The following is a 21,050-nucleotide window of genomic DNA, read 5'->3' as shown; positions in this document are numbered from 1 at the left end:
TGTGAACATCAAAGACCGTGTCATACCGCACCAATTGCCCCGAGAGAACACTATACCCGGTGATTTGAAGAATACCGCACCAATGAAGGATGTGAAATCCACCAAAACATATAAAACCGGGCAGAACAGCACATGAATTTAGCGGGTAGCGTGGTGAGAACGTATGAACAGAGAGAAGGTTTTGGCCGCTGTTGTGATCGTGGCGATCCTCGGATTGGCCCTCAACTACTACACACAGCACTATCAGGGCGGCGAAATATACGAGGCCGCCAACCATGCCTTCGGACTCCTGACAAAGGGGTTCAACGTAACGATAACCGTGGAGACCGTTGAAGGGGAGACTGTTGCCGGAACACTTCTGAGCGTTAGGGGATCGACTATAAACATCGTATCCAATGGGAATGTGTTGAGCGTGGGAGGTCCAAGTGCCACGAAGGAGGACCTCAGGGCCAGGCTCATAAAGGTTGACTACCACGGAAAGGTCTACGTCTACGAGCTTCCCCCCCGGCTGGGAGAGCTGAACGGCATAATCGATAACATAACCGTTGACGCCTACTCCGAGAGGTTCAGCGGCATAATCTACATAGAGGGAGAGATAAGTCCAATACAGCTCGGGATGCTCAAGTACCGGGCTGACTACCTCTCATACGGCTCCGTCACGATAAACCAGGTGAGCGGCAACGGGGCGGTTATAAGCACCAACATGGTGCCGATAGAGTTTCTCAGGGAGTACCTTGGCGACTACAGGGTGTACCTCTACGGAACGCTCTACGTGAACTCGGAGGAGAGAAACCTGCCCCTGAAGATCATTGAGGTGAGGACTGGATGAAGGGACTGCCCCTTCTCATCCCCCTGCTGTTCATCGGATTCATATCCCTCGGCCTGGCAGAGCCGAAGACGATGGCGATGGGTGTGGCGTTTGCAGTTTCAATAATTCTAGGGATTTACAGGGGAGCAGAGATAGGATGGGACGACCGGGGGCTGGATATCGATGAGAGGTACATAGTATGGGCGTTCTGGATCTCGATAGCGATAATAGGGCTGCAGATTCTGATGCTCCGCAGCGTCCCGCTGCTCCACCCTGCCGTGAGGACCAGCCTCAACCCCAGGCTCACCGCACTGACTTATTTCCTAGGCGTGCCCTCCAGCGTATACCTGTTCCTGAGGGGGAGGAGATACGCTCTGGTGTATCCCGTTGCGGTTGCGCTCTACGCCTACAGAACCCCCGTCCTCGTCAGCGTTATAGCCCTCGGCGCCGCGTACTACGATGGGATGAGGAAAGAGGGAAAGATCAAACCCTACCACATTGCCGCGGCAGTAGCGGCCCTCGTCATCCTTGGACTCGGGATAACTTTCCTCAGGGGCGAGACACTGGAGAGCCTGTGGATCAGGGTTCAGAGTTCCACCTCAGTACTGGATATAATAGTGTGGAGGGCAGGGTGGAACGGCCTCTACCACGGCTACCTCCAGTGGTCGGGAATAAAATCATACCTTGCGGGTGGATATTCGCCCAGGGGACTTGTGGCTAAGTTCCTCTACATACACACGGGCGTCACCATAACTCCCACCCTTCTCGGCGGAATGTACCTGGACTTTGGAGTGTTCGCGGTCATCGAGGGATTCCTGCTCGGCGTTTACTACGGGATGATCGGGAGGGCGGTTCATCCTGTTACAATGACCCTCTACTACTCAACCCTGGCCTACGGTATCATCGGTGTCGAGACCGGGATACTCGACCTCCCGGTGTACCTTCTCTTCGGCCTCGGGGCGTACATAATCATCACAGGGTGGAGAGGCGCCAAGGGGAAGCCCGGTGGGATTGGGTCATGAGGCTCAGTACTGTCTTCTGGGCGTCGGCAATCCTTTACCTCATCACTGCCCTGATTTCAAAAACCGTGTACTCAGACCTCCTGCCTGGGCCTGGGACGGCGCCCCTGGCATACGCGCTGGCGTTTCTCGGGGTCATCGCGGTTTCGTATCGCCTAAGCGGAAAGCTGGATGATAGTTACAAGACCAAGCTCTACCTGGCGGTGCTGGTTGTCGTCCTGTTCCCCCTCGGATGGTGGGGCCTCATCCTGGCACTGGCCATAATCGGAGCCACGGAGGTGATTATACACTACGAAGCGCGCGGCATTGAGAGTAACCCCGAGAACGCCCGCAGGGAGCTCCGGATCATCTTAACCATCACCGTGCTCGTGCTTTTCGCAATACCCATAGCCGTGGGGGCCGTGCCCGTTCTCAGACCGGAGGCAAGGTACTCCGTTTTCAGGCTGTTCTACCTGGCAGCGGGTTATTTCACGGTTGTGGTGCTGTCCCTGAAGCCGGACTTCAGGATGTTCCTCCTGGGGGAGGCGATAGCGATAGTCTCGACCTTCCGAACGGTGGGACTGGCGGTGGCATTGGCCTACTTCCTGCGGATGGTGCAGCTGGGAAATCCAACGACGGGCATCCAGAAGAGGAGGCGCTACTTCATAATCGGGGCCGTGCTCATAACCCTCCTTGCGGTGTTTGTGATAAGATACTACACCACCGTTCAGACGTATCCTGGATGGAGCCTGGGATTCTTTGAGACCCTTCTATACAGACCCGGGGTGACGTACACGGTTTACGAAAGGCTCCTTCACCTAGGAATGCCCTGGGGGAAGAGGGGGATACTGTTCTCAACCGATCCCAAGGGCTATGTCGGCTCCCTTTTTGGACGGAACGTCGGGTACACATACACGATTTTCGGCCAGCCCGCCTACGATTTCGGGATCCTTGGACTGGTTGAGGGGGCCTTCCTTGGGATGGCACTCGCGGACGCGGAGAGGAGAAGACCCACCGCGGTCCTGTCGGTGACCCTCATGACCCTGATGGTTCCCATAGGGGTGGACGCATTCTTCCTCTCAGCCATGGCTTTCCTGGCGTACCTGTCAGTGGAGGTGGACGTATGGAAAAGAAGTCACTGATATTCCTGATTCCATTCCTCCTGGCCCTGTGCGTCAGCCTGCCGACGATGCCCCCGTCAAACACCATAACATACGACGGCGCGCTCTACATAGACATCGCAAGGAACCTCGCGGAGGACATCACGGACTTCACCTACCAGGGGATCTACATGATGTACCGGCCGCCGCTTTACCCGTACACCCTCTCGCTTCCATACCACTTCATCCATGAGCCATACGCACAGCTCACCGTTGCCCGGACAGTCTCGATGCTGTTTTTTGCATTAACCGCAGTGCTGACCTACCTGCTCACTGTGGAGATGTTCGGGAACCCCCTCAAAGGCATCGTCGCGAGTCTGTTCTACATCTTCAACCCCCTGGCGTTCACCATGGCAACTCGGGAGCTCGTGCACAGCGAGTTTACATTCTTCTACACCCTGGCGGTCTATCTGCTCTACACGGGCAGAAAGAGAGGCATTCCATACAGGATATACCTGTCCTTCGTATCCGCGGGCCTCGCCATCCTAACACGCTACACCGGGCTCTCCATACTCGGGGTATTTATAGCGTATCTGTGGCTCACAGACCACTGGGGATGGGTCAAAAAGGGGGAGTACTGGCTCGGCTTCATCCTCCTCGGCCTCACCCTCGCCCCCTGGTTTTACATGGGCCACCTTCACTACGGCGGTCCCTTCAGGCCGTTTAGCGTGGCATCGAGGGTGGTGACGCTTGACAGGCCCGTTTCGGTGTCGGACTACCTGCACCTGCTCCGCGAGGACGTTGGCCTTCTGCTCCCGGTACTCGCCGTTCTGGGCTTCATCAGGCTCAAAAAGGATGATGAGGGCTGGCTGCTCATAAGCTGGCTTTTCGTAGGACTCATAGGAATACTGACGGTCACCCACAAGGAGACGCGCTTCATAACATTCCTCTCACCGGCGATTGGGATACTTGCAGCGGAGGGAGTGTGGCTGGCCGGGGATATCATCACGGCAGTCTCCGAGAGAACAGGAAGAAGAATCGGGGCAGGTCACACGGCCCTTATCGTTCTCATCCTGGCGCTGATACTAACGGTGTCAATAGCGGCCAGGGCGGGGGGACTGAAGGAGACGTGGAACGAATTCGGGAGACACGAATCCGAGGTCGTAGGTCACGCCGTGACAGCCTATGGAGGCGAAAGAATCCTCGTCTCACCCAGTATGTACACGGTGGCGGGCTTCTACTACCCCCACGCCGCCGTGGAGATGCTGCTCGACAGGAAGAGCGTCCGAGACAAAATCTCGCAGGGGTACTACGACACCATCATACTGAAGGAGCCAACGGACCATCTAAACATCGAGGAGAGCGGAAATTACAACCTGGCAGTAGAGTTCTACGACGGAAAGTTCAAGATATACGTCAAAAAGGAGAATTAGGGTACCTTAAAGCGCCAATGGACACATTAGCTTTCCCTTTCATTCCTGTACGCTGGAGAACACCTCTGGATAGTTAATTTTAAATATGGGCCTTCGATATATCACCCGCAGTAAACGATTGTGGAGGGATTCGCATGAGCGAATACAAGTTTATAAGATGGTTTGAGGACCTCAGGAAGACCGACGTTCCCCTCGTCGGTGGAAAGGGTGCCAACCTCGGAGAAATGACCAACGCGGGAATACCCGTCCCGCCCGGATTCTGTGTTACCGCCGAGGCCTACAAGTACTTCGTCGAGAACGTTAAGCTTGAGGACGGTACCGTTCTCCAGGACTGGATTATGGGCGTCATCGCCGAGACCAACGTCGATGACAGCAAGCAGCTCCAGGAGAACACCGCCAAGATCAGGCAGAAGATAATCGAACTCCCGATGCTCCCGGAGATAGCCAAGGAGATTGAGGACGCTTACAAGAAGCTCAGCGCAAGGTACAACAAGGACGCCGTTTACGTTGCCGTTAGGAGCTCCGCTACCGCCGAGGACCTCCCAGAGGCTTCCTTCGCCGGCCAGCAGGAGACCTACCTCGACGTCTACGGCGTTGATGACGTCATAGACAAGGTCAAGAAGTGCTGGGCCAGCCTCTGGACTGCCAGGGCTACCTTCTACCGGGCCAAGCAGGGCTTCGACCACAGCAAGGTCTACCTCAGCGCCGTCGTCCAGAAGATGGTCAACAGCGAGACCAGCGGTGTCATGTTCACCGCCAACCCGGTCACCAACGACAGGAGCGAGATTATGATCAACGCCGCCTGGGGCCTCGGTGAGGCCGTCGTCAGCGGCAGCGTTTCCCCGGACGAGTACATCGTCGAGAAGGGCACCTGGAAGATAAAGGAGAAGTACATCGCTAAGAAGGAAGTCATGGTCGTCCGCAACCCGGAGACCGGCAAGGGCACCGTTTACGTCAAGGTCGCCGACCACCTCGGCCCCGAGTGGGTTGAGAAGCAGGTTCTCACCGAGGAGCAGATCATCGAGGTCGCCAAGATCGGTGCCAAGATCGAGGAGCACTACGGCTGGCCGCAGGACATCGAGTGGGCCTACGACAAGGACGACGGCAAGCTCTACATCGTCCAGTCCAGGCCGATCACCACCCTTAAGGATGAGGTTAAGACGGAGGAGGCTGAGATGACCGAGGAGATGAACGTCCTTCTCAAGGGTCTTGGAGCTTCACCCGGCGTTGGTGCCGGTAAGGTTGTCGTCATATTCGAGGCGAGCGAGATCGACAAGGTCAAGGAGGGCGACGTCCTCGTCACCACCATGACCAACCCGGACATGGTTCCGGCCATGAAGAGGGCTGCCGCTATCGTTACCGACGAGGGCGGAAGGACCTGCCACGCTGCCATCGTTAGTAGGGAGCTCGGCATCCCGGCCGTCGTCGGTACCAAGGAGGCCACCAAGCTCCTCAAGGACGGTATGCTCGTCACCGTCGACGGTACCAGGGGTGTCGTCTACGAGGGCATAGTCAAGAGCCTCGTCAAGAAGGAGGAGGAAGAGAAGGCCGAGGGCAAGGTCGTAGTTGCCGGTGCCCCGCTCGTCACCGCCACCGAGGTCAAGGTCAACGTCTCCATGCCCGAGGTTGCCGAGCGCGCTGCAGCCACCGGCGCCGACGGTGTCGGTCTCCTCAGGGCTGAGCACATGATCCTCGGCATAGGCGCCCACCCGATCAAGTTCATCAGGGAGGGCAAGGAGGAGGAGCTCGTCGAGAAGCTCGTCGAGGGAATCAGGACCGTCGTCGAGGCCTTCTACCCGAGGCGCGTCTGGTACAGGACCCTCGACGCCCCGACCAACGAGTTCCGCGAGCTTCCGGGCGGAGAGGAGGAGCCCGACGAGAGGAACCCGATGCTCGGCTGGAGAGGAATCAGGCGCGGTCTCGACCAGCCGGAGCTCCTCAGGGCCGAGTTCAAGGCCATCAAGAGGCTCGTTGACGAGGGCTACGACAACATCGGCGTCATGCTCCCGCTCGTCAGCCACCCCGAGCAGGTCAGGAAGGCCAAGGAGATCGCCCTTGAGGTCGGCCTCGTTCCGCACAAGGACGTCGAGTGGGGTGTCATGATCGAGACTCCAGCGAGTGCCCTCATCATCGAGGACCTCATTAAGGAGGGCCTTGACTTCGTCAGCTTCGGTACCAACGACCTCACCCAGTACACCCTCGCCATCGACAGGGACAATGAGAGGGTCTTCAAGCTCTACGACGAGAAGCACCCGGCAGTGCTCAAGCTCATCGAGAACGTCATCAAGACCTGCAAGAAGTACGGCGTCGAGACCAGCATCTGCGGCCAGGCCGGCAGCGACCCGAGGATGGTCAAGCTCCTAGTCAGGCTCGGCATCGACAGCGTCAGCGCCAACCCGGACGCCGTCGAGCTCGTCAGGAAGACCGTCGCCAGGGAAGAGGCCAGGCTCAGGCTCGAGGCCGCCAGGAAGGCCCTCCGCGAGTGAGCTTTCTTCTCTTTTCTATTCCGTTTTCCTCATGGTGTACTGTACCTAAAAGCTTATTAATTCCAGTTAGGACTCTTTAATGGTGGTTCAATGGCTGTTGTGGAAGTTAAAAGAATTGATCCCCAGGGAAGACTCGTCATACCAAAATCCTGGCGTGAGAGGTGGGGAAATGAAGTAATAGTTATCGAGCTTGAGGACAAGATCGAGATAATCCCCCGAAAGAGACCAAGACTCTCTAGATTCTTCGATATAATAGACGCGGAAATAAAAGGAACCGACCTGGAAAAGGAACTACTGGAAAGCCTTTACTGAGGTGTCATTATGAGGTTCATAGATGCCAACGTTTTCTTGTATGCCCTGATTAGACCAAGGCCCGGTATTCCAGATGAAGTCATAGAAAGAAAAAAGAAGGCACAGGAGATTTTGAGGAGAATAGAAAAAGGTGAAAAAGTCGTCACTACCGTTGTTCATTTAAGCGAGGTCGCTAACATCATCAAGGCGAAGGTAAATTTAACCACCGCAATTGAGTTCGTAGAAGAACTGCTAACCGCCCAAAACGTCAAGGTTTTAGCAGTTACTCCTGAGGAATATTTAAAAGCCAATATAATAGCGTCCGAAAAAAGGATAAGCGTAAATGACGCCCTTGCATACCTGAAGATGAAAGAGCTAGGATTGGAGGAGATATATACCTTCGACAGACACTTTGTACACCTCGATGTCAAAGTCTTGCCGTGAAATGGCTCTTTTATCCACAATAAACTTTTTATACCAACGTTTCGACAGTCATCTCAATGAGGCGTGAAGTAGAGGCGATGCGGGAGCAGATCATCAGCGGGCCCATAGCCAAGACCCTCATCGTGCTAGCCTATCCTCTAATCGTAAACCAGCTCGTTCAGGTTCTTTACAACCTCACCGACACGTTCTGGCTTGGAAAGCTCGGAAGGGAGGAGCTGGCGGCACCGGGGACGGCGTGGCCCCTGGTGTGGTTCTTCATGGCCATAGGGATGGGCTTTGCAACGGCAGGCTTCGCCTTCGTCAGCCAGTACGTCGGTGCAAGGGAGTATGAAAAAGCGAACAGGGCCGCGGGGGCGCTCTACTCTCTTATGATGTTCTTTGCCCTCGGGGTTGGAATATTCGGTGTCCTCTCCGCCCCGTACCTCCTCGGGTTCATGAACGTTAGTGACACCGTCTATCCCTACGCACTCAACTACACCCGCGTCATCTTCGCCGGGATACCGTTTTCCTTCACTCTCTTCGCCTTCAACTTCCTCTTGAGGGCTATAGGCGACACCAAAACACCGGTTAAGATAAACATAGCCACCGTGCTTCTCAATCTGATCCTGGACCCCTTCCTGATATTCGGCTGGGGGCCGTTTCCGGAACTTGGAGTCGTCGGTGCCGCGGTAGCCACGATGTTCTCCAACAGCCTCGGCTCGCTCGTCGGCGGATACCTCCTCTTCAGGGGGAAGGTCGGGATACACCTCACGGTGGAAGGCCTGAGGCCAGACTGGCCATTCTACAAGCGCATCTTCCGCGTTGGTATACCCTCAAGCGTTGGTTCGTCAACCACAGCCCTCGGCTTCGTCATACTCACGAGGATAATCTTCACCCTGGGCGGTCAGTTCGGCGAGGCCGATGTGGCCTTCGCGACCTACTCCATAACCAACAGGCTGACCAACTTCATGTTCGCCTTCTCGGACGGCATGAGCATGGCGATGGGAACGATGGTCGGTCAGACCGTTGGGGCAAAGCTCTACGAGAGGGCCAAGACCATAGCCGAGAAGACGATGGCAATAAACTTTGCCATCCTGAGCGTCGGGACGCTGCTCTTCGCCTTCTTCCGTGTGGAGATATTCAGCTTTTTCATCAACGACCCGGCGATAATAGCCGAGAGCGCTAAGGTCGTTAAGTATTTCTCCGCATCGCTGCCTTTCTTCGGAATTTTCTCCGCGGTAAACAACGTCTTCCAGAGCTCCGGCCACACCAAGAAGAGCATGCTCCTCAGCATGCTCCGCCTCTGGGGGCTGAGGCTTCCCCTCAGCTACGGCCTCGGAATCCTTGTGAAGGACACCGCCGGAATGTGGCTCGGGATGGGTCTGAGCAACGTTCTCGGCGCGGTTGTTGCTCTCGCCTGGTTCATGACCGGGAGCTGGATGAGCCGCATCATAGAGGAGGACCACTCCCAGGAACAGTAAACTTTTTATCATTCGGATGCAGAGTATCACCCGGTGAACCCCTTGGGGACCAGGCACCTCGCACTCATGCTCATCACACTGACCATCCTGGCGGTTGTAGCCGGGAGCGTCACCCGTGACGCTCCGTATACCCCACCCCGAGACGGAGGGTTTTTCCACCGCACAGACCAAAACGAGAGCGCCCCGGGAATCACGGCCGGAAGAGAGGAACGGAAAACCCCAAATGAGAGGCCATTAATCCTCGTCCACGACGTCACCCCGTACTACTTCGACGACATCAGACAGATTATAGCGGTTCTCGATGAGTACAACTGCTCCAACAGAACCGTTCTTTTCGTGATTCCGGTCTTTGACACCACCCACTACGGGGACGAGTGGAGCCTCCGGAACCACCCAGATTTTGTGAACTATCTCCATGAACTTCAGCGGAGGGGCTACCGGGTGGAGCTCCACGGCTACGGGCACACCTACCACGAGTTTAACTGCTCCTACGAGACCGCGAACGAGAAGCTCGACAACGCCACCGCCCTGATGAGCTCCCTCGGGTTCAGCAACCTCACCCTTTTCCTCCCGCCCGCGTGGGCGCTCAACAACGAATCCCTCCGGGCCGTTCTGGAGCACAACCTCACCGTCGTCATGCCCAACTGGCTTATACTCCCGAACGGGATCAAGAAGAGGATATGGAACCGTGAGTACACGTGGTACATAGGCGAAGACCAGGTGGCCGGCAGACTGTCCGTCGCCCTCCATGACTACAGGAAGGCCTCTGAGGATGGGATTCCTTTCTACCTGTCGGTTCATCCCGGAGTGGTCAACTATGGGGGCGGACTTGACTTCCTGAGGGCGTTTTTAAGGATAATCTGTGGCCAGAAATCATAAACCTTTTATAGCAGCGTTTCGATTGCGGTCTGAGTGAAGATGAAGGGCGAGAAAATCCAGAGAATGAGGGAGCAAATACTGAACGGCCCTATAGAGAGAACCCTCCTAATACTCGCGGGCCCGCTCATAGTAAACAACCTGGTCCAGGTGGTGTACAACATAACGGACACCTTCTGGCTGGGCAGGCTTGGGAGGGAAGCCCTGTCAGCGCCTGGAACGGTCTGGCCGATAATAGGAACGTTGATGGCCCTCGGGATGGGCTTCACGACGGCGGGCTTTGCCTTCGTGGGGCAGTACATAGGCGCAGAGGAGTACGAGAAGGCAAACCGCTCCGCGGGCGCACTCTACTCACTCATGACGTTCTTCTCGGTCGCGACGGCCGTGACGGCTCTACTGATCCTCCCCTACGCCCTCCACTTTATGCGCGTGAGCGAGAACGTCTATCCATACTCCCTGACCTACGCCACCATAGTCTTCCTTGGACTGCCGTTCTCCTTTGCGTTCATGGCCTTTGGTGCCCTCATGAGGGCCGCAGGTGACACAAAGACACCCGTCAAGATAACGCTCCTCACAGTGATGATAAACATAATCCTAGACCCCCTCTTCATCTTCGGCTGGCTGGGCTTTCCGGAGCTTGGAGTGGCCGGGGCGGCGCTGGCGACGGTTATAGCCAACGTCGTGGGAGCGGCCATTGGACTCTACCTCCTCTTCACGGATCGCGTCGGGATAAGCCTGAGCCTTGAGAGCCTCAAGCCAGACTTCGAATTTTACGGAAAGCTCTTCCGCGTGGGCCTGCCCTCGAGCGTAGGCCAGTCTGCCAACAGCTTCGGCTTCGTTATACTCACTAGGATAATCTTCGGCTTCGGCGACGTCACCTACGCGGCCTACACCATAACCACCCGCCTCGTGAACTTCCTGACCGGCATATCGAGGGGTATAAGTATGGCGATGGGAACCATGATAGCCCAGAACGTCGGGGCGGAGAACTACGGGAGGGCAAAGAAGATAGCGGAGAGAACGATGGTCATAAACTTCGCGATAGCCAGCCTTGCCATAGCCGTCATCGGACTCTTCCGCGTCGAGATATTCCGCTTCTTCCTGAACGATCCGGCGGTCATAAGGGAAAGCGAGGTGGTTCTCAAGTACTTCCTGATTTCCGTGCCCTTCTTCAACGGTATCTTCATAGTCGTGAACAGAACCTTCAGCTCCGCAGGCCATACCAAGAAGAGCATGGCCCTTGGAATATTCCGCCTCTGGGGACTGAGGATTCCCCTCAGCTATGCCTTCGGCTACATAGGGGCTATCACAGTCCTGGGAATCACGATACCTCTCGCGGAGCTCTTCGACTTCACGAGCAGGGGTGTGTTCTTCGGCATGGGAATGAGCAACCTCATAGCGGCAATAGTGGCTCTCGCCTGGTTCCTGCGCGGCACCTGGATGAGGCGCATTATCGGGGAGGAGTCAAAAAAGTGATACACCATTGGCAAAAATTGGCAGGCGGAAGTCTAATAAACCCAGCGCCGAAGGCTCTCTGGTGGGAACATGAAGAGGGACGAACGCTGGGAAGGTGTTTACTCCTTTGAGGACAGCCCCTTCATCATGGAAATACTGACAGAGCTGAGGGACGAGAGAACCGGGCCGATAGCCTTCAGGAAGGGCCTCGTTAAGCTCGGCCGCTACATGGCCTACGAGCTGACGAAGACCATGGAAGTCGAGAAGGTCCCCATAAAGACTCCCCTCGAAGAAACCGATGGGACGCTGATAAAGGACAGGCGCAACGTCATCATAATCACGGTTCTCCGTGCAGCAATACCGCTCATGGAAGGCCTCATCAAGGTTCTCGACCACTCCAGGGTCGGCATCGTATCCGCCTCCCGCGGCAAGGCTCCCAAGTTCGAGATAGAGATGAAGTACGTTAAGGTGCCCCAGGTAAAGCCGGACGACACGGTTATCATAGCCGACCCCATGATAGCGACTGGCTCAACCCTCATCAAGGTTCTCGACGAGGTCAAGAAGTACGGGGATGCCAAGCGCTACGTCATAGTTGGTGTTCTGGCAGCGCCGGAAGGAATAAGCAGAATAAAGGAAGCCCACCCGGATGTTGAGATATTCGTGGCCGCGATAGACCGGGAGCTGAACGAGATGGGTTACATACTCCCAGGCCTCGGCGATGCCGGCGATAGGGCCTTTGGTGCGCCGATAAAACTCTAACGCCCTTTACATATTCTTTTTCACCCAAAGCCCTAACGGGGCAGAGTTTAGTTAAGTTTATAAATCAGAGGTTGGTTATTTTCCTTGGCCCTCGTGAGCGGGGGTTGCCGAGCCTGGTCAAAGGCGGTGGACTCAAGATCCACTCCCGTAGGGGTTCCGGGGTTCAAATCCCCGCCCCCGCACCACACAAACTTCGCCTTCGCGACGTTGAAGCGAAGCTTCAACGCACGGGACGACAGTCCCGTTGAGTTTGATCAAGGTCGGTGATTCCTGTTTGAGTTGTCTTCTCGGGAGTGTTTGCCTTTCAAGCCAAACTCTTTGGGTTGGAATTCCTTTTAATTGGGTAATCGTGTTGAGGTTTACACTCTTCCGCACTCCTTCGGAGCGCTTTTAGAGTTAACCTCTTGTTTTGATGCCTTGGAGAGGGAATTTCCGATTAGGGGGCCGTTTGAGAGTGCAAACGTTCTCCAAGTTACATTTTTGAAAGGAATCACGAACTTTGACGAAACTTTTCTCCAGAAAAGTTTCCTTGATGAAGCTTTTCCCAAAAGCTTCAGCGCCGCTTTCACTATCGTTCAAGCGTCCTTAACGGATGACGGAAGGTTAGTGCACTTTTGGAATGTGCTCCTTTTATGAGTGGGTTTTTCATTCACTTGCTTTTGGAGACCGACTCTTTGCCCTTGTGGGAAGAACGGATTCATTATAGGGAAAACCACCAAGCAAGAGTTGGAAAAGAAAAACCTCAGCGCTCGAGCCTCTTGACGCCGCCCTTGGTGCCAACGAGGACTATATCGGCTATGTCCGCGAAGATGCCGTTCTCGACCACACCGGGGATGTTGTTGAGCTCTATCTCAAGGTCGAGCGGGTCGTCTATGCGGTGGAACCTGGCGTCAAGGATGAAGTTGCCGTTGTCGGTAACGACCGGTCCGTCCTTCTTGCTCGCCATCCTCAGCTCCGCCGTTGCGTTGAAGACCTCTATCTCCTCGGCTATGGCGCGCCATGCGGCCGGAATCACCTCGATGGGAACGGGCATCTTCTGGCCGAGCCTCTCGACCAGCTTGCTCTCGTCAACGAGGACGAGGAAAGTTCCTGCCCGGTACTCGATTATCTTCTCCATGGCCAAAGCGGCACCGCGGCCCTTTATGAGGTTCAGGTGGGGGTCAACCTCGTCAGCGCCATCGATGGCTATATCAATTGCATCGACCTCATCCAGGCCGACTACCGGAACGCCGTTCTCGAGGGCCAGGAGCCTCGCCTGATACGAAGTCGGGACGCCGTAGACGTCCTCAAGCTCCTCCTCCATGATGAGCTTGCCGAGGTACTCGATGAAGTAGGCCGTGGTCGAGCCGGTGCCGAGGCCGACTATCATGTCGTCCTCGATGAACTTCAACGCCTCCCTCGCGACGGACCTTTTGAGTTCCTCCATACAATCACCCCACGGAAGTCAGGTTACAGGTCACGGTGGCGTTTCCGTTCACCACCATCTTGTACAGCAGGCTCTGATTGGAGTAGCACTGCGGGGTAAAGCTGATCATGAGTGAATAGCTGAGCATTGTGAAGTAGAGCCAGAAGAGAAACCAGCCCCAGAAGGCCTTCTTAAGCACTGCCCGCTCCGCGGGTATCTCGGGCGGCAGTCCCTTGATAACCGCGAGCACGAACCTGTCGATGACGAAGTACAGGGCTAGGCCTATGAGCCACCCGTACTGTATCTTAGCCGCGGCCACTCCACTGATTATCCCTGTTATGATCCCCCATAGATAAACCGTGAGTGAAAATTTATGCTCGATAGCCAGTTTCACATTCTTCACCTACGACTAGCTTTTAAAAGGGACTTTAAAACCTTTCTACCCCATGGTCTCAAGGAACCTCCTGCCCCTCTCCGTCAGCCCGTAATAGACCCGCCTCCCCCTTCTGTGGGTCTCCTCGATAAGCCCCATGCTCTCGAGCTCGCGCAGGTGCTGGTAAACAGCCTGGTACTTGAGCGGCTTCTCCAGTGCCTCCCATATCTCATAGCCGTACATGCTCCTCCCGCTCAGCAACCGCAATATTTCGAGCTTGGTTCCACCGACGGTGAATTTCTCCCTGCTCTCGGAGTAATGCCCCTTGAGGCCCGAACTTGTCACTATGAGGGCTATCCTGTCGTCACGCTCGAAATAATTCTCCTCCGCCAGTTTGAGGAGCGCCGGGACGATAACCGAAGAGGCGTACTCCGCGAATATCCCCTCTCCTGCAAGGAGCCGCTGTCCCAGGTCAAGCTCGTCCTCGCCGACGAGAACCGCCGTTCCCCCACTGGCGTGTATGGCCTCCAAAGCCAGCTCCTTCATGACGGGGCTCTTCACATACAGGGCCAGCGCCTTGGTCGGCTCGGCCTTCGGTTCTGTCCCGAGGACCTCGCTCGCTATGGGGGAGCACTTCTCGGCCTGAACGGCGATCAGTTTCGGCATCTCCTCAACCGCACCCACCTCGATGAGCTCCACGAAGCCTTTATAGATGCTGTAGAGGTTGCTGCCGCTCCCAGTGGGGATTATCACGTGCGTCGGCTTTAAATCCTCCCAGAGCTCGAAGGCCAGCGTTTTCTGCCCCTCCAGACCGACGAGGTTGCTCTCAGGGGTGACGTTGTACAGTCCCTTCCCCTCTGCCAGACCCTCGGCGTAGCTTATGCCCTCGTCCACGCTCTCCCCGTATCGTATAATCTTCGCCCCGAGGGCCACTATCTGATTGAGCTTGCCCTGCTCGATGAGCTTCGGCACGACGGTGTAGGCAGGTCTGCCAGCCCTTGCGGCATACGCGGCAAGAGAAGCTGCCGCGTTCCCATTGCTCGCCACCACAAAGCCGTTTTCTGCGTGGAGCATGCCGTGGGAGACTGCGACAGTCGCGAGACGGTCCCTGAAGGAGCCGGTGGGGTTCCTGGTCTCGTCCTTGATGAAGACGTTGAGCCCAAGCTCGCGGCCGAGTTTGGCCCTTATGAGGGGCGTGCCCCCCTCCCGAAGGCTCACGACCTCGGGGACGTCCGGCAGAAGCTCCCGGTATCTCCAGACGCCGGGTTCACGGTTCCGCCACCGGAACGGGTCAACTTTCTCATAATCGTAGGATATCTCCAGACGCTCCCCGCAGGAGCATCTGGGGGGAATAAGGAAAGAATAGAGGCGCCCGCAGCTGGGACAGCGGATCTTCATTTTCATCACTTCTCAATCCGGGCCCTCACTTGAGCCTTATGGCGTCGAGGTTGTTTGGAGCGCGCGTTGAGAGGCCGAACTTCTTGTGTATGCTCGTGCTGAGGTCGAGGCACTTGTGGGCCTCGCCGTGGACAGTTATGACGCGCTCCGGCCTGGGTCTCAGGCGGGCTATGTAGCTTATGAGTTCCCTCCTGTCGGCGTGACCGGAGAAGCCGTCTATGGTGTGAACCTCCATGTTAACGTTGACTACCTCCGTCTTTCCGCCCTCTCCGACGAGAGGTATCTCGCGGAGGCCGCGCTGCACCTGCCTTCCAAGGGTTCCCTCCGCCTGGTAGCTCACGAAGACTATGCTGTTCTTCGGGTCTGAGGCGAGCTGCTTGAAGTACTCGACGCTCGGTCCGCCAACGAGCATGCCCGAGGTGGCTATGATTATGGCCGGCTCGCCGGAGTCTATGATGTCCTGCCTCTCGCGTGAGTTGGCGACGCTCTTGAATATCGGATTGAGGAACGGGTTGTAGCCCTCGTGGAATATCTGCTCGCGCAGGTGCCTGCTGAGGTACTCCGGATAGGCGGTGTGTATGGCAGTCGCCTCCCATATCATGCCGTCCAGGTAAATCGGAACCTCGAGGCCGCCTATCCTGGCGTACTCCTCGAGTACCATCATTATCTCCTGCGCCCTACCGACGGCCATGGCCGGAATGAGCACCTTTCCGCCGCGCCTGATGGTCTGGTGGATGACCTCTATGAGCCTCTTCTCCGCCTCCTCCCTGGGCATCTGGTAGTCGTTGCTTCCACCGTAGGTGGACTCCATGACGAGGGTCTCAAGGCGCGGGAACCTGCTGACGGCCGGCTCAAAGAGCCTCGTCGGGATGAACTTGAAGTCGCCGGTTATGGCTATGTTGTGGAGCCCGTTGCCTATGTGGAGGTGCACTATGGACGATCCGAGGATGTGGCCGGCGTTGTGAAGGGTAAGCCTCATATCAGGTGCGATGTCGCGAACCTCACCGTAGTCAAGGGTTATCGTGTGCTTTATGACCTCTTTGATGTCCCTCGGCCTGTAGAGCGGCTCGACACCGTTCATCTTCTGAATCTCGATGAAGTCCTGCTGGAGAAGAACCATCAAATCCCTGGTCGGGGGAGTCGTGTATATCGGCCCGTCGAAGAGCTTGTAGCGGAAGAGGTAGGGCAGCATTCCGCTGTGGTCGAGGTGGGCGTGGGTTATTATGATGGCATCAAGCAGACCGGCATCGAGGACGTAGCGGAACTCCGGGGCCTCGAAGTGCGGGAAGGCCTTTTTGGGATCGCGCATAGCCGCTATGTTGACACCGAAGTCAACCAGAACGTAGCTCTCGTTGGTCTGGACAAGGAGGGCGCTTCTTCCGACCTCGCGGAAGCCTCCCAGACCGGTTATGCGTATCCAATCACTCTTGACCTCCGGCTTGCGGTATATGTTCCTGCCCGCCTGGCGGAGGAACTTCCTCCTGTCCTTCGCCTCCGCCTGGAGTATCTGCCTTATCGAGTAGATGGTCTGGCTCTGGAGCGGAGGGGTTCTGACGACCCTCGGCGCCCAGTGAACCTTCTGGGTTATTAAGCGAAGGGTTTCGCCGTTCTTCCCGATAACCAGACCTGGCTTCTTGGCTTCTATGATAACCTCACCGACGGATGGGTCAAAGCTTATGTTGGTTATCTCCGCCTCGGCGGGAACCAGGGCCTTTATCATGTCCTCCGCCTTCTCTGGCGGGAGGAGAACATCCGGGTCGGGGCGGACGCTTATGCGCTTTTTAAGAACCTTGGCGAGGTTCTTTATCAGCTCCCCGTCCCGCATTATGGCCTCCGGGTTCCTGACGTATATGACCAGCTCGGGACCCTCGAACTCAACGTCGGTTATCCTCGCCTCAGGTGGAACCATCTGGCTTATTACAGCTTTTATATCGCGTAGTATATCATCGACGAAGGTCTCTCTTCTTATCACCGGTATCACCTCATTCCAGAAGACCCTTTATTTCCTCCTCGCTCCACTCTTTGTATCCTTCATCCGTAACGGTAACGAGGGTAACACCGCCGCCCGTAAAAACGTCCCTTCTGGCGGCGGCTTTTATCGCCTTGAGCGCGAGCTTAACGCCCTCTTCCAGCGTCATCTCCTCCTTAAACTCCGCCTCAAGTATCGAGAAGGCGAACTCCATACCCGAACCGGCGGCGGTGAACCTGTCTTCGGTAACCCCGCCGGCCATGTCCACCGAATAAAGCCTGGGCTGTCCGGTGTGGCCCGCTACGAGAAACCACCCAAAGTACGGCATGAACCTGCTCCCGTGAAGCACGTTAGAAGTCAGGGTTGCGAGGGCCTTAACGCTCATCTCCTTACCCACCTTGGCCCGGTAGAGTTTGGCCTCGGCCCTCAGAAGCCTGACGAGGCTGAGAATGTCGCCGACGCTCCCCGCACCGGCAAGGGCAAGGTGGTTGTCTATCCAGAAGACCTTGGTAACCTTCTCTGAGAGCACCATGTTGCCCAGAGATGCCCTTCTGTCCGCTGCCAGGACTACGCCGTCCTTACATACAATGCCGACCGTAGTCGTTCCCTTTAGTTTTTCAGTCAATTACAACACCCCTGCTGGTATGTTTTTAGAACAGAAGAACCCCTACAACGCCACTTTAGGGGAATAGTATTTAAAGGTTTCGTCCAAAATGGCCTTTTAGATGCAGCGGGGTGGTGAAATGAAAGAGATAATACTCCTAACCGGGCCGCCCCTCAACGGGCGTGACGAGTACATAACCGAGGCGCTGAAGCTCGCCGACGGGGAGAGCTACGCCTACTACCACGTCTTCGACTACATCAGGGAGGTCGGAAAGGAGCTGGGTGTCAAGATAACGAGGAAGAACGTTCTCGACTTCGCCATAAGCCACCAGGATCTGATGAACGAGATACGGGACGAGGCTTTCAATAGAATAAGGAAGGAAATAGACGAAAGTGACAAAAACTTCCATCTCGTTTCAACTCCAAGCCTCTTCCGCTGGGGAAGCGGGAGCGTTATAGGGTTCACGACCAGCAATCTGAAGCTTCTGAGGCCGAACCGCGTGATAATAGTCCTTGACGACGTCTTATCGGTCAGAAGGCGCATCATCAACGACCCGGAGTGGTTCGAGCGCTTCGGCGAGAATCCCGAGAACATAAAGCTGACGACCCTCGTCATGTGGCGCGAGGATGCCATAAACCACGTCAAGACTCTGATACACGAGCTGAAGAAAGAAGGCATCGAGGTCCGCTACATCCTCCAGTTCGGCATAAGACACCCCTACGGGGTCTTCCTCGACCTGATATTCCGTGAGACCGAAAAGCCGCTAGTCTACCTCAGCTATCCGATGACCGGCCACGAGGAGGAGTACTACCACCGCGTCAGGGACTTTTACACCAAGCTGAGCGAGCACTTCACCGTCCTCGATCCCGGCGCCCTGGACGACTGGTGGGTCGTTGCTGAATACGACGCCCAGGTCAACAGAGACCCATCAATAACACGCATCAGAATCAAACACCTCCTGGATGGAGAGCAGGTGGAGGAACTTGACAGGGGGGACATAGAGCAGGCCACAGACATACTGAGGCGCCAGCTCGTCGAGAGGGACTTCAACCTCGTCGATGTCAGCAAGGCCATAGCGGTTTACCACTATGCGGAAGGCGTTTCCGCCGGCGTTATCAGCGAGATGGCCGAGGCATACAGAACGCTGGCGGCGATATACCTCTACTTCCCGTTTGAGCGCCGCCCAAGCCCATTCATGGAGTTCTACGGCATGCAGAACCCATCGCGGAGGACGATGTTCAAGGACGAGGACGAGATGGTAAAAGCCATGGTCGAGGAGAAGGAGTACTGGGCCAAGGTGTGAGCCATGGGAGAAAGCGAGTTCGAACTCGTGGGCTTCCGCACCTTTTTTCACGAATTTTTGAGGGTTCTCTACTACGTAAGGAGCATTCTTCTCGGGCTGTTCCTCATAATAACCGCCCTCGGAGTCCTTATAGCCAGAAAGGAAAACCTGAGCATATGGGACGGGGTCTACTTCGCCTTTATTTCAGCTTACACCGTTGGATACGGGGATATAGTCCCAACGAAGGCCCTAACAAAGTTCCTCACGGCATTTATCCTGCCCCTACTGGGGATGATATTCACGGGCATAATGGTGGCCGCGGCGATGCAGGCCATAGCAAGGCTCTACCGGATGCAGGGCGGAAGAAACGAATAGAAAAGGGAGAAGAAATCACTTCTTCACCCATCCGCGGTGCTTCATGGCGTCGTAGACCCTCTGGACTGAGACGACGTAGGCGGCATCCCTCATCGGGATGTTCTTCTCCTTGTGGGTGTTGTAGACGTCCCAGAAGGCCTTGGTCATCTTGTCGTCGAGCCTCTTCCTGGTCTCCTCGACGGTCCAGTAGAAGCCGTTGATGTTCTGGACCCACTCAAAGTAGCTGACGGTAACACCGCCGGCGTTACAGAGGAAGTCCGGTATGATGAGGACGCCCTTCTCGTGGAGGATCTCGTCGGCCTCCGGGGTGGTCGGACCGTTGGCGAGCTCGGCGACGATCTTGGCCTTGATCTTGTCGGCGTTGTCCTTGGTGATGACACCCTCGATGGCGCTCGGGGCGAGGACGTCGACCTCGAGCTCGAGGAGCTCCTCGTTGGTGATGTTGGTCGCGCCTGGGAAGTCCTTGACGCTGCCGTTCTTCTTCTTCCACTCGAGGATCTCGTCGGCGTTGAGACCGTCCGGGTTGTAGATGCCGCCCTTGCTGTCGCTGACGGCGACGACCTTCATGCCGTACTCCTCGCTCATGATCTTGGCCATGAAGTAGCCGGCGTTACCGTAACCCTGGATGGCGATGGTCTTGCCCTTGAGGTCCATGCCGAGAGCCTTGGCGGCCTCACGGACGGTGTAGCTGGCACCGCGGGCGGTGGCGTCCATCCTGGCGACGATACCGCCAACTCCGGGCGGCTTGCCGGTGATGACACCGAAGCTCGGGCCCTTCCTCCTGCTGATGACCTCGTACTCATCCATCATCCAGGCCATGATCTGCGGGTTGGTGTAAACGTCCGGGGCCGGAATGTCGGTGTACGGGCTGATGACGTCGTAGATGGCCCTTATGTAGTTCCTCGCGAGCCTCTCCTTCTCCCTCTCGCTGAGCTCCTTCGGGTTGACGATGATACCACCCTTACCTCCACCGTAGGGGAGGTCAACGACGGCGACCTTCCAGGTCATCCAGGTGGCGAGGGCCTTAACGGTGCTGAGGGTCTCGGCCGGGTGCCACCTTATACCACCCTTGGTCGGACCGCGGGCCCAGTTGTGCTGAACACGGAAACCGGTGAAAACCTTAACAGAACCGTCGTCCATCTCAAGCGGAACTGAGACCTCAACAATCCTCATGGGCTTCTTGAGCCACTCAAGGGCCTCTTCGCTTATGTCCATGAACTGGGCAGCCCTCTCGAGCTGCTGAACGGCCATCTCAAACGGGTCAATCTCGACCATCTTTACCACCTCAGGTTTCGGTAATTTGCGAGGTACTCTTAGGCATTTGCATATATAAACCTTTCGATAAAGAAGGCAGGAGAACGGTTGATTTCAAACAAAAAGTTATGTACGGAAATTTTCGGCAAAAAGAAAAACCCTCCCGAAATCTTCGGGCAAAAAGAGGGATGTACATCCAAGATTTTCTATACATCGGAGAACACAAAACTGCATCAATGAACCCAAAACAGAACCCTCCAGATCTCGGAACGATCCGGGA

Annotated in this window: 19 protein-coding genes and 1 tRNA gene; 14 read left to right on the top strand and 6 right to left on the bottom strand. The window is 56.1% G+C overall.

The features are described 5' to 3' along the window. The first annotated feature begins 163 nt into the window (after positions 1 to 163). From TIRI35C_RS02730 to TIRI35C_RS02675, 12 genes are all read left to right on the top strand, one after another. On the top strand, positions 164 to 829 hold the full coding sequence (locus tag TIRI35C_RS02730; protein WP_188201640.1) for a phospholipase D-like domain-containing protein: 666 nt from the start codon (positions 164 to 166) through the stop codon (positions 827 to 829). Next, on the top strand, positions 826 to 1,830 hold the full coding sequence (locus TIRI35C_RS02725; protein ID WP_188201639.1) for a hypothetical protein: 1,005 nt from the start codon (positions 826 to 828) through the stop codon (positions 1,828 to 1,830). Before TIRI35C_RS02730 ends, TIRI35C_RS02725 begins: the two co-directional genes overlap by 4 nt. Further along, the gene (locus tag TIRI35C_RS02720; RefSeq protein WP_188201638.1) at positions 1,827 to 2,948 is read left to right on the top strand and encodes a hypothetical protein; all 1,122 of its coding nucleotides are present in this window, start codon (positions 1,827 to 1,829) and stop codon (positions 2,946 to 2,948) included. The genes TIRI35C_RS02725 and TIRI35C_RS02720 overlap by 4 nt, the downstream gene beginning before the upstream one ends. After that, positions 2,930 to 4,339, top strand: a complete 1,410-nt coding sequence (locus TIRI35C_RS02715) for an ArnT family glycosyltransferase (protein ID WP_188201637.1) — start codon at positions 2,930 to 2,932, stop codon at positions 4,337 to 4,339. Before TIRI35C_RS02720 ends, TIRI35C_RS02715 begins: the two co-directional genes overlap by 19 nt. 134 nt (positions 4,340 to 4,473) lie before the next feature. Further along, on the top strand, positions 4,474 to 6,825 hold the full coding sequence (gene ppsA / locus TIRI35C_RS02710) for a phosphoenolpyruvate synthase (protein ID WP_188201636.1): 2,352 nt from the start codon (positions 4,474 to 4,476) through the stop codon (positions 6,823 to 6,825). A 90-nt stretch (positions 6,826 to 6,915) separates the two neighbouring features. Then, complete coding sequence (locus TIRI35C_RS02705; protein ID WP_167891646.1) at positions 6,916 to 7,137, top strand: AbrB/MazE/SpoVT family DNA-binding domain-containing protein; 222 nt, start codon at positions 6,916 to 6,918, stop codon at positions 7,135 to 7,137. 9 nt (positions 7,138 to 7,146) lie between these two features. Continuing rightward, on the top strand, positions 7,147 to 7,560 hold the full coding sequence (locus TIRI35C_RS02700; protein WP_188201635.1) for a type II toxin-antitoxin system VapC family toxin: 414 nt from the start codon (positions 7,147 to 7,149) through the stop codon (positions 7,558 to 7,560). A 56-nt stretch (positions 7,561 to 7,616) separates the two neighbouring features. Beyond that, positions 7,617 to 9,020: an MATE family efflux transporter gene (locus TIRI35C_RS02695; protein WP_188201634.1), complete on the top strand. Its 1,404-nt coding sequence runs from the start codon at positions 7,617 to 7,619 to the stop codon at positions 9,018 to 9,020. Between the two features lie 33 nt (positions 9,021 to 9,053). Next, complete coding sequence (locus TIRI35C_RS02690; protein ID WP_246454665.1) at positions 9,054 to 9,899, top strand: DUF2334 domain-containing protein; 846 nt, start codon at positions 9,054 to 9,056, stop codon at positions 9,897 to 9,899. 39 nt (positions 9,900 to 9,938) lie between these two features. Beyond that, positions 9,939 to 11,372, top strand: coding sequence for an MATE family efflux transporter (locus TIRI35C_RS02685; RefSeq protein WP_188202969.1), 1,434 nt, complete (start codon positions 9,939 to 9,941; stop codon positions 11,370 to 11,372). A gap of 69 nt (positions 11,373 to 11,441) precedes the next feature. Further along, positions 11,442 to 12,110 carry a uracil phosphoribosyltransferase gene (gene upp / locus TIRI35C_RS02680; protein WP_188201633.1) on the top strand — a complete coding sequence of 223 codons (669 nt, stop codon included), beginning with the start codon at positions 11,442 to 11,444 and terminating at the stop codon, positions 12,108 to 12,110. A gap of 97 nt (positions 12,111 to 12,207) precedes the next feature. Continuing rightward, positions 12,208 to 12,295: transfer RNA gene (locus TIRI35C_RS02675), tRNA-Leu, on the top strand. 557 nt (positions 12,296 to 12,852) lie between these two features. Here TIRI35C_RS02675 and rpiA read toward each other — a convergent pair. Genes rpiA through psmB form a run of 5 tightly spaced genes read right to left on the bottom strand, consistent with a single transcriptional unit; the run spans position 12,853 to position 17,880 of the window. Next, entirely contained in the window at positions 12,853 to 13,536 is a 684-nt protein-coding gene (gene rpiA / locus TIRI35C_RS02670) for a ribose-5-phosphate isomerase RpiA (RefSeq protein ID WP_188201632.1), read from the bottom strand. A gap of 4 nt (positions 13,537 to 13,540) precedes the next feature. After that, on the bottom strand, positions 13,541 to 13,918 hold the full coding sequence (locus TIRI35C_RS02665) for a hypothetical protein (RefSeq protein WP_343044033.1): 378 nt from the start codon (positions 13,916 to 13,918) through the stop codon (positions 13,541 to 13,543). Between the two features lie 36 nt (positions 13,919 to 13,954). Then, on the bottom strand, positions 13,955 to 15,286 hold the full coding sequence (locus TIRI35C_RS02660; protein ID WP_188202967.1) for a pyridoxal-phosphate dependent enzyme: 1,332 nt from the start codon (positions 15,284 to 15,286) through the stop codon (positions 13,955 to 13,957). Positions 15,287 to 15,311: 25 nt separating this feature from the next. Further along, positions 15,312 to 17,258: a beta-CASP ribonuclease aCPSF1 gene (locus tag TIRI35C_RS02655; RefSeq protein ID WP_188201631.1), complete on the bottom strand. Its 1,947-nt coding sequence runs from the start codon at positions 17,256 to 17,258 to the stop codon at positions 15,312 to 15,314. A gap of 10 nt (positions 17,259 to 17,268) precedes the next feature. Continuing rightward, entirely contained in the window at positions 17,269 to 17,880 is a 612-nt protein-coding gene (psmB, locus tag TIRI35C_RS02650; RefSeq protein WP_188201630.1) for an archaeal proteasome endopeptidase complex subunit beta, read from the bottom strand. Between the two features lie 118 nt (positions 17,881 to 17,998). On the opposite strand from psmB, the gene TIRI35C_RS02645 reads away from it, so the two are divergent. Beyond that, positions 17,999 to 19,162 carry a hypothetical protein gene (locus tag TIRI35C_RS02645; RefSeq protein WP_188201629.1) on the top strand — a complete coding sequence of 388 codons (1,164 nt, stop codon included), beginning with the start codon at positions 17,999 to 18,001 and terminating at the stop codon, positions 19,160 to 19,162. Positions 19,163 to 19,165: 3 nt separating this feature from the next. Further along, complete coding sequence (locus TIRI35C_RS02640) at positions 19,166 to 19,516, top strand: potassium channel family protein (RefSeq protein WP_188201628.1); 351 nt, start codon at positions 19,166 to 19,168, stop codon at positions 19,514 to 19,516. A 15-nt stretch (positions 19,517 to 19,531) separates the two neighbouring features. Here the strand turns inward: TIRI35C_RS02640 and gdhA are convergent, their stop codons facing one another. After that, the gene (gdhA, locus tag TIRI35C_RS02635; protein ID WP_188201627.1) at positions 19,532 to 20,791 is read right to left on the bottom strand and encodes a glutamate dehydrogenase; all 1,260 of its coding nucleotides are present in this window, start codon (positions 20,789 to 20,791) and stop codon (positions 19,532 to 19,534) included. Positions 20,792 to 21,050: the final 259 nt, after the last annotated feature.

Origin of the sequence: Thermococcus camini (genome assembly GCF_904067545.1) — an archaeon.
In the GTDB taxonomy this organism is placed as follows: Archaea; Methanobacteriota_B; Thermococci; order Thermococcales; family Thermococcaceae; genus Thermococcus; species Thermococcus camini.
This window is presented reverse-complemented; position numbering and strand designations above follow the sequence as displayed.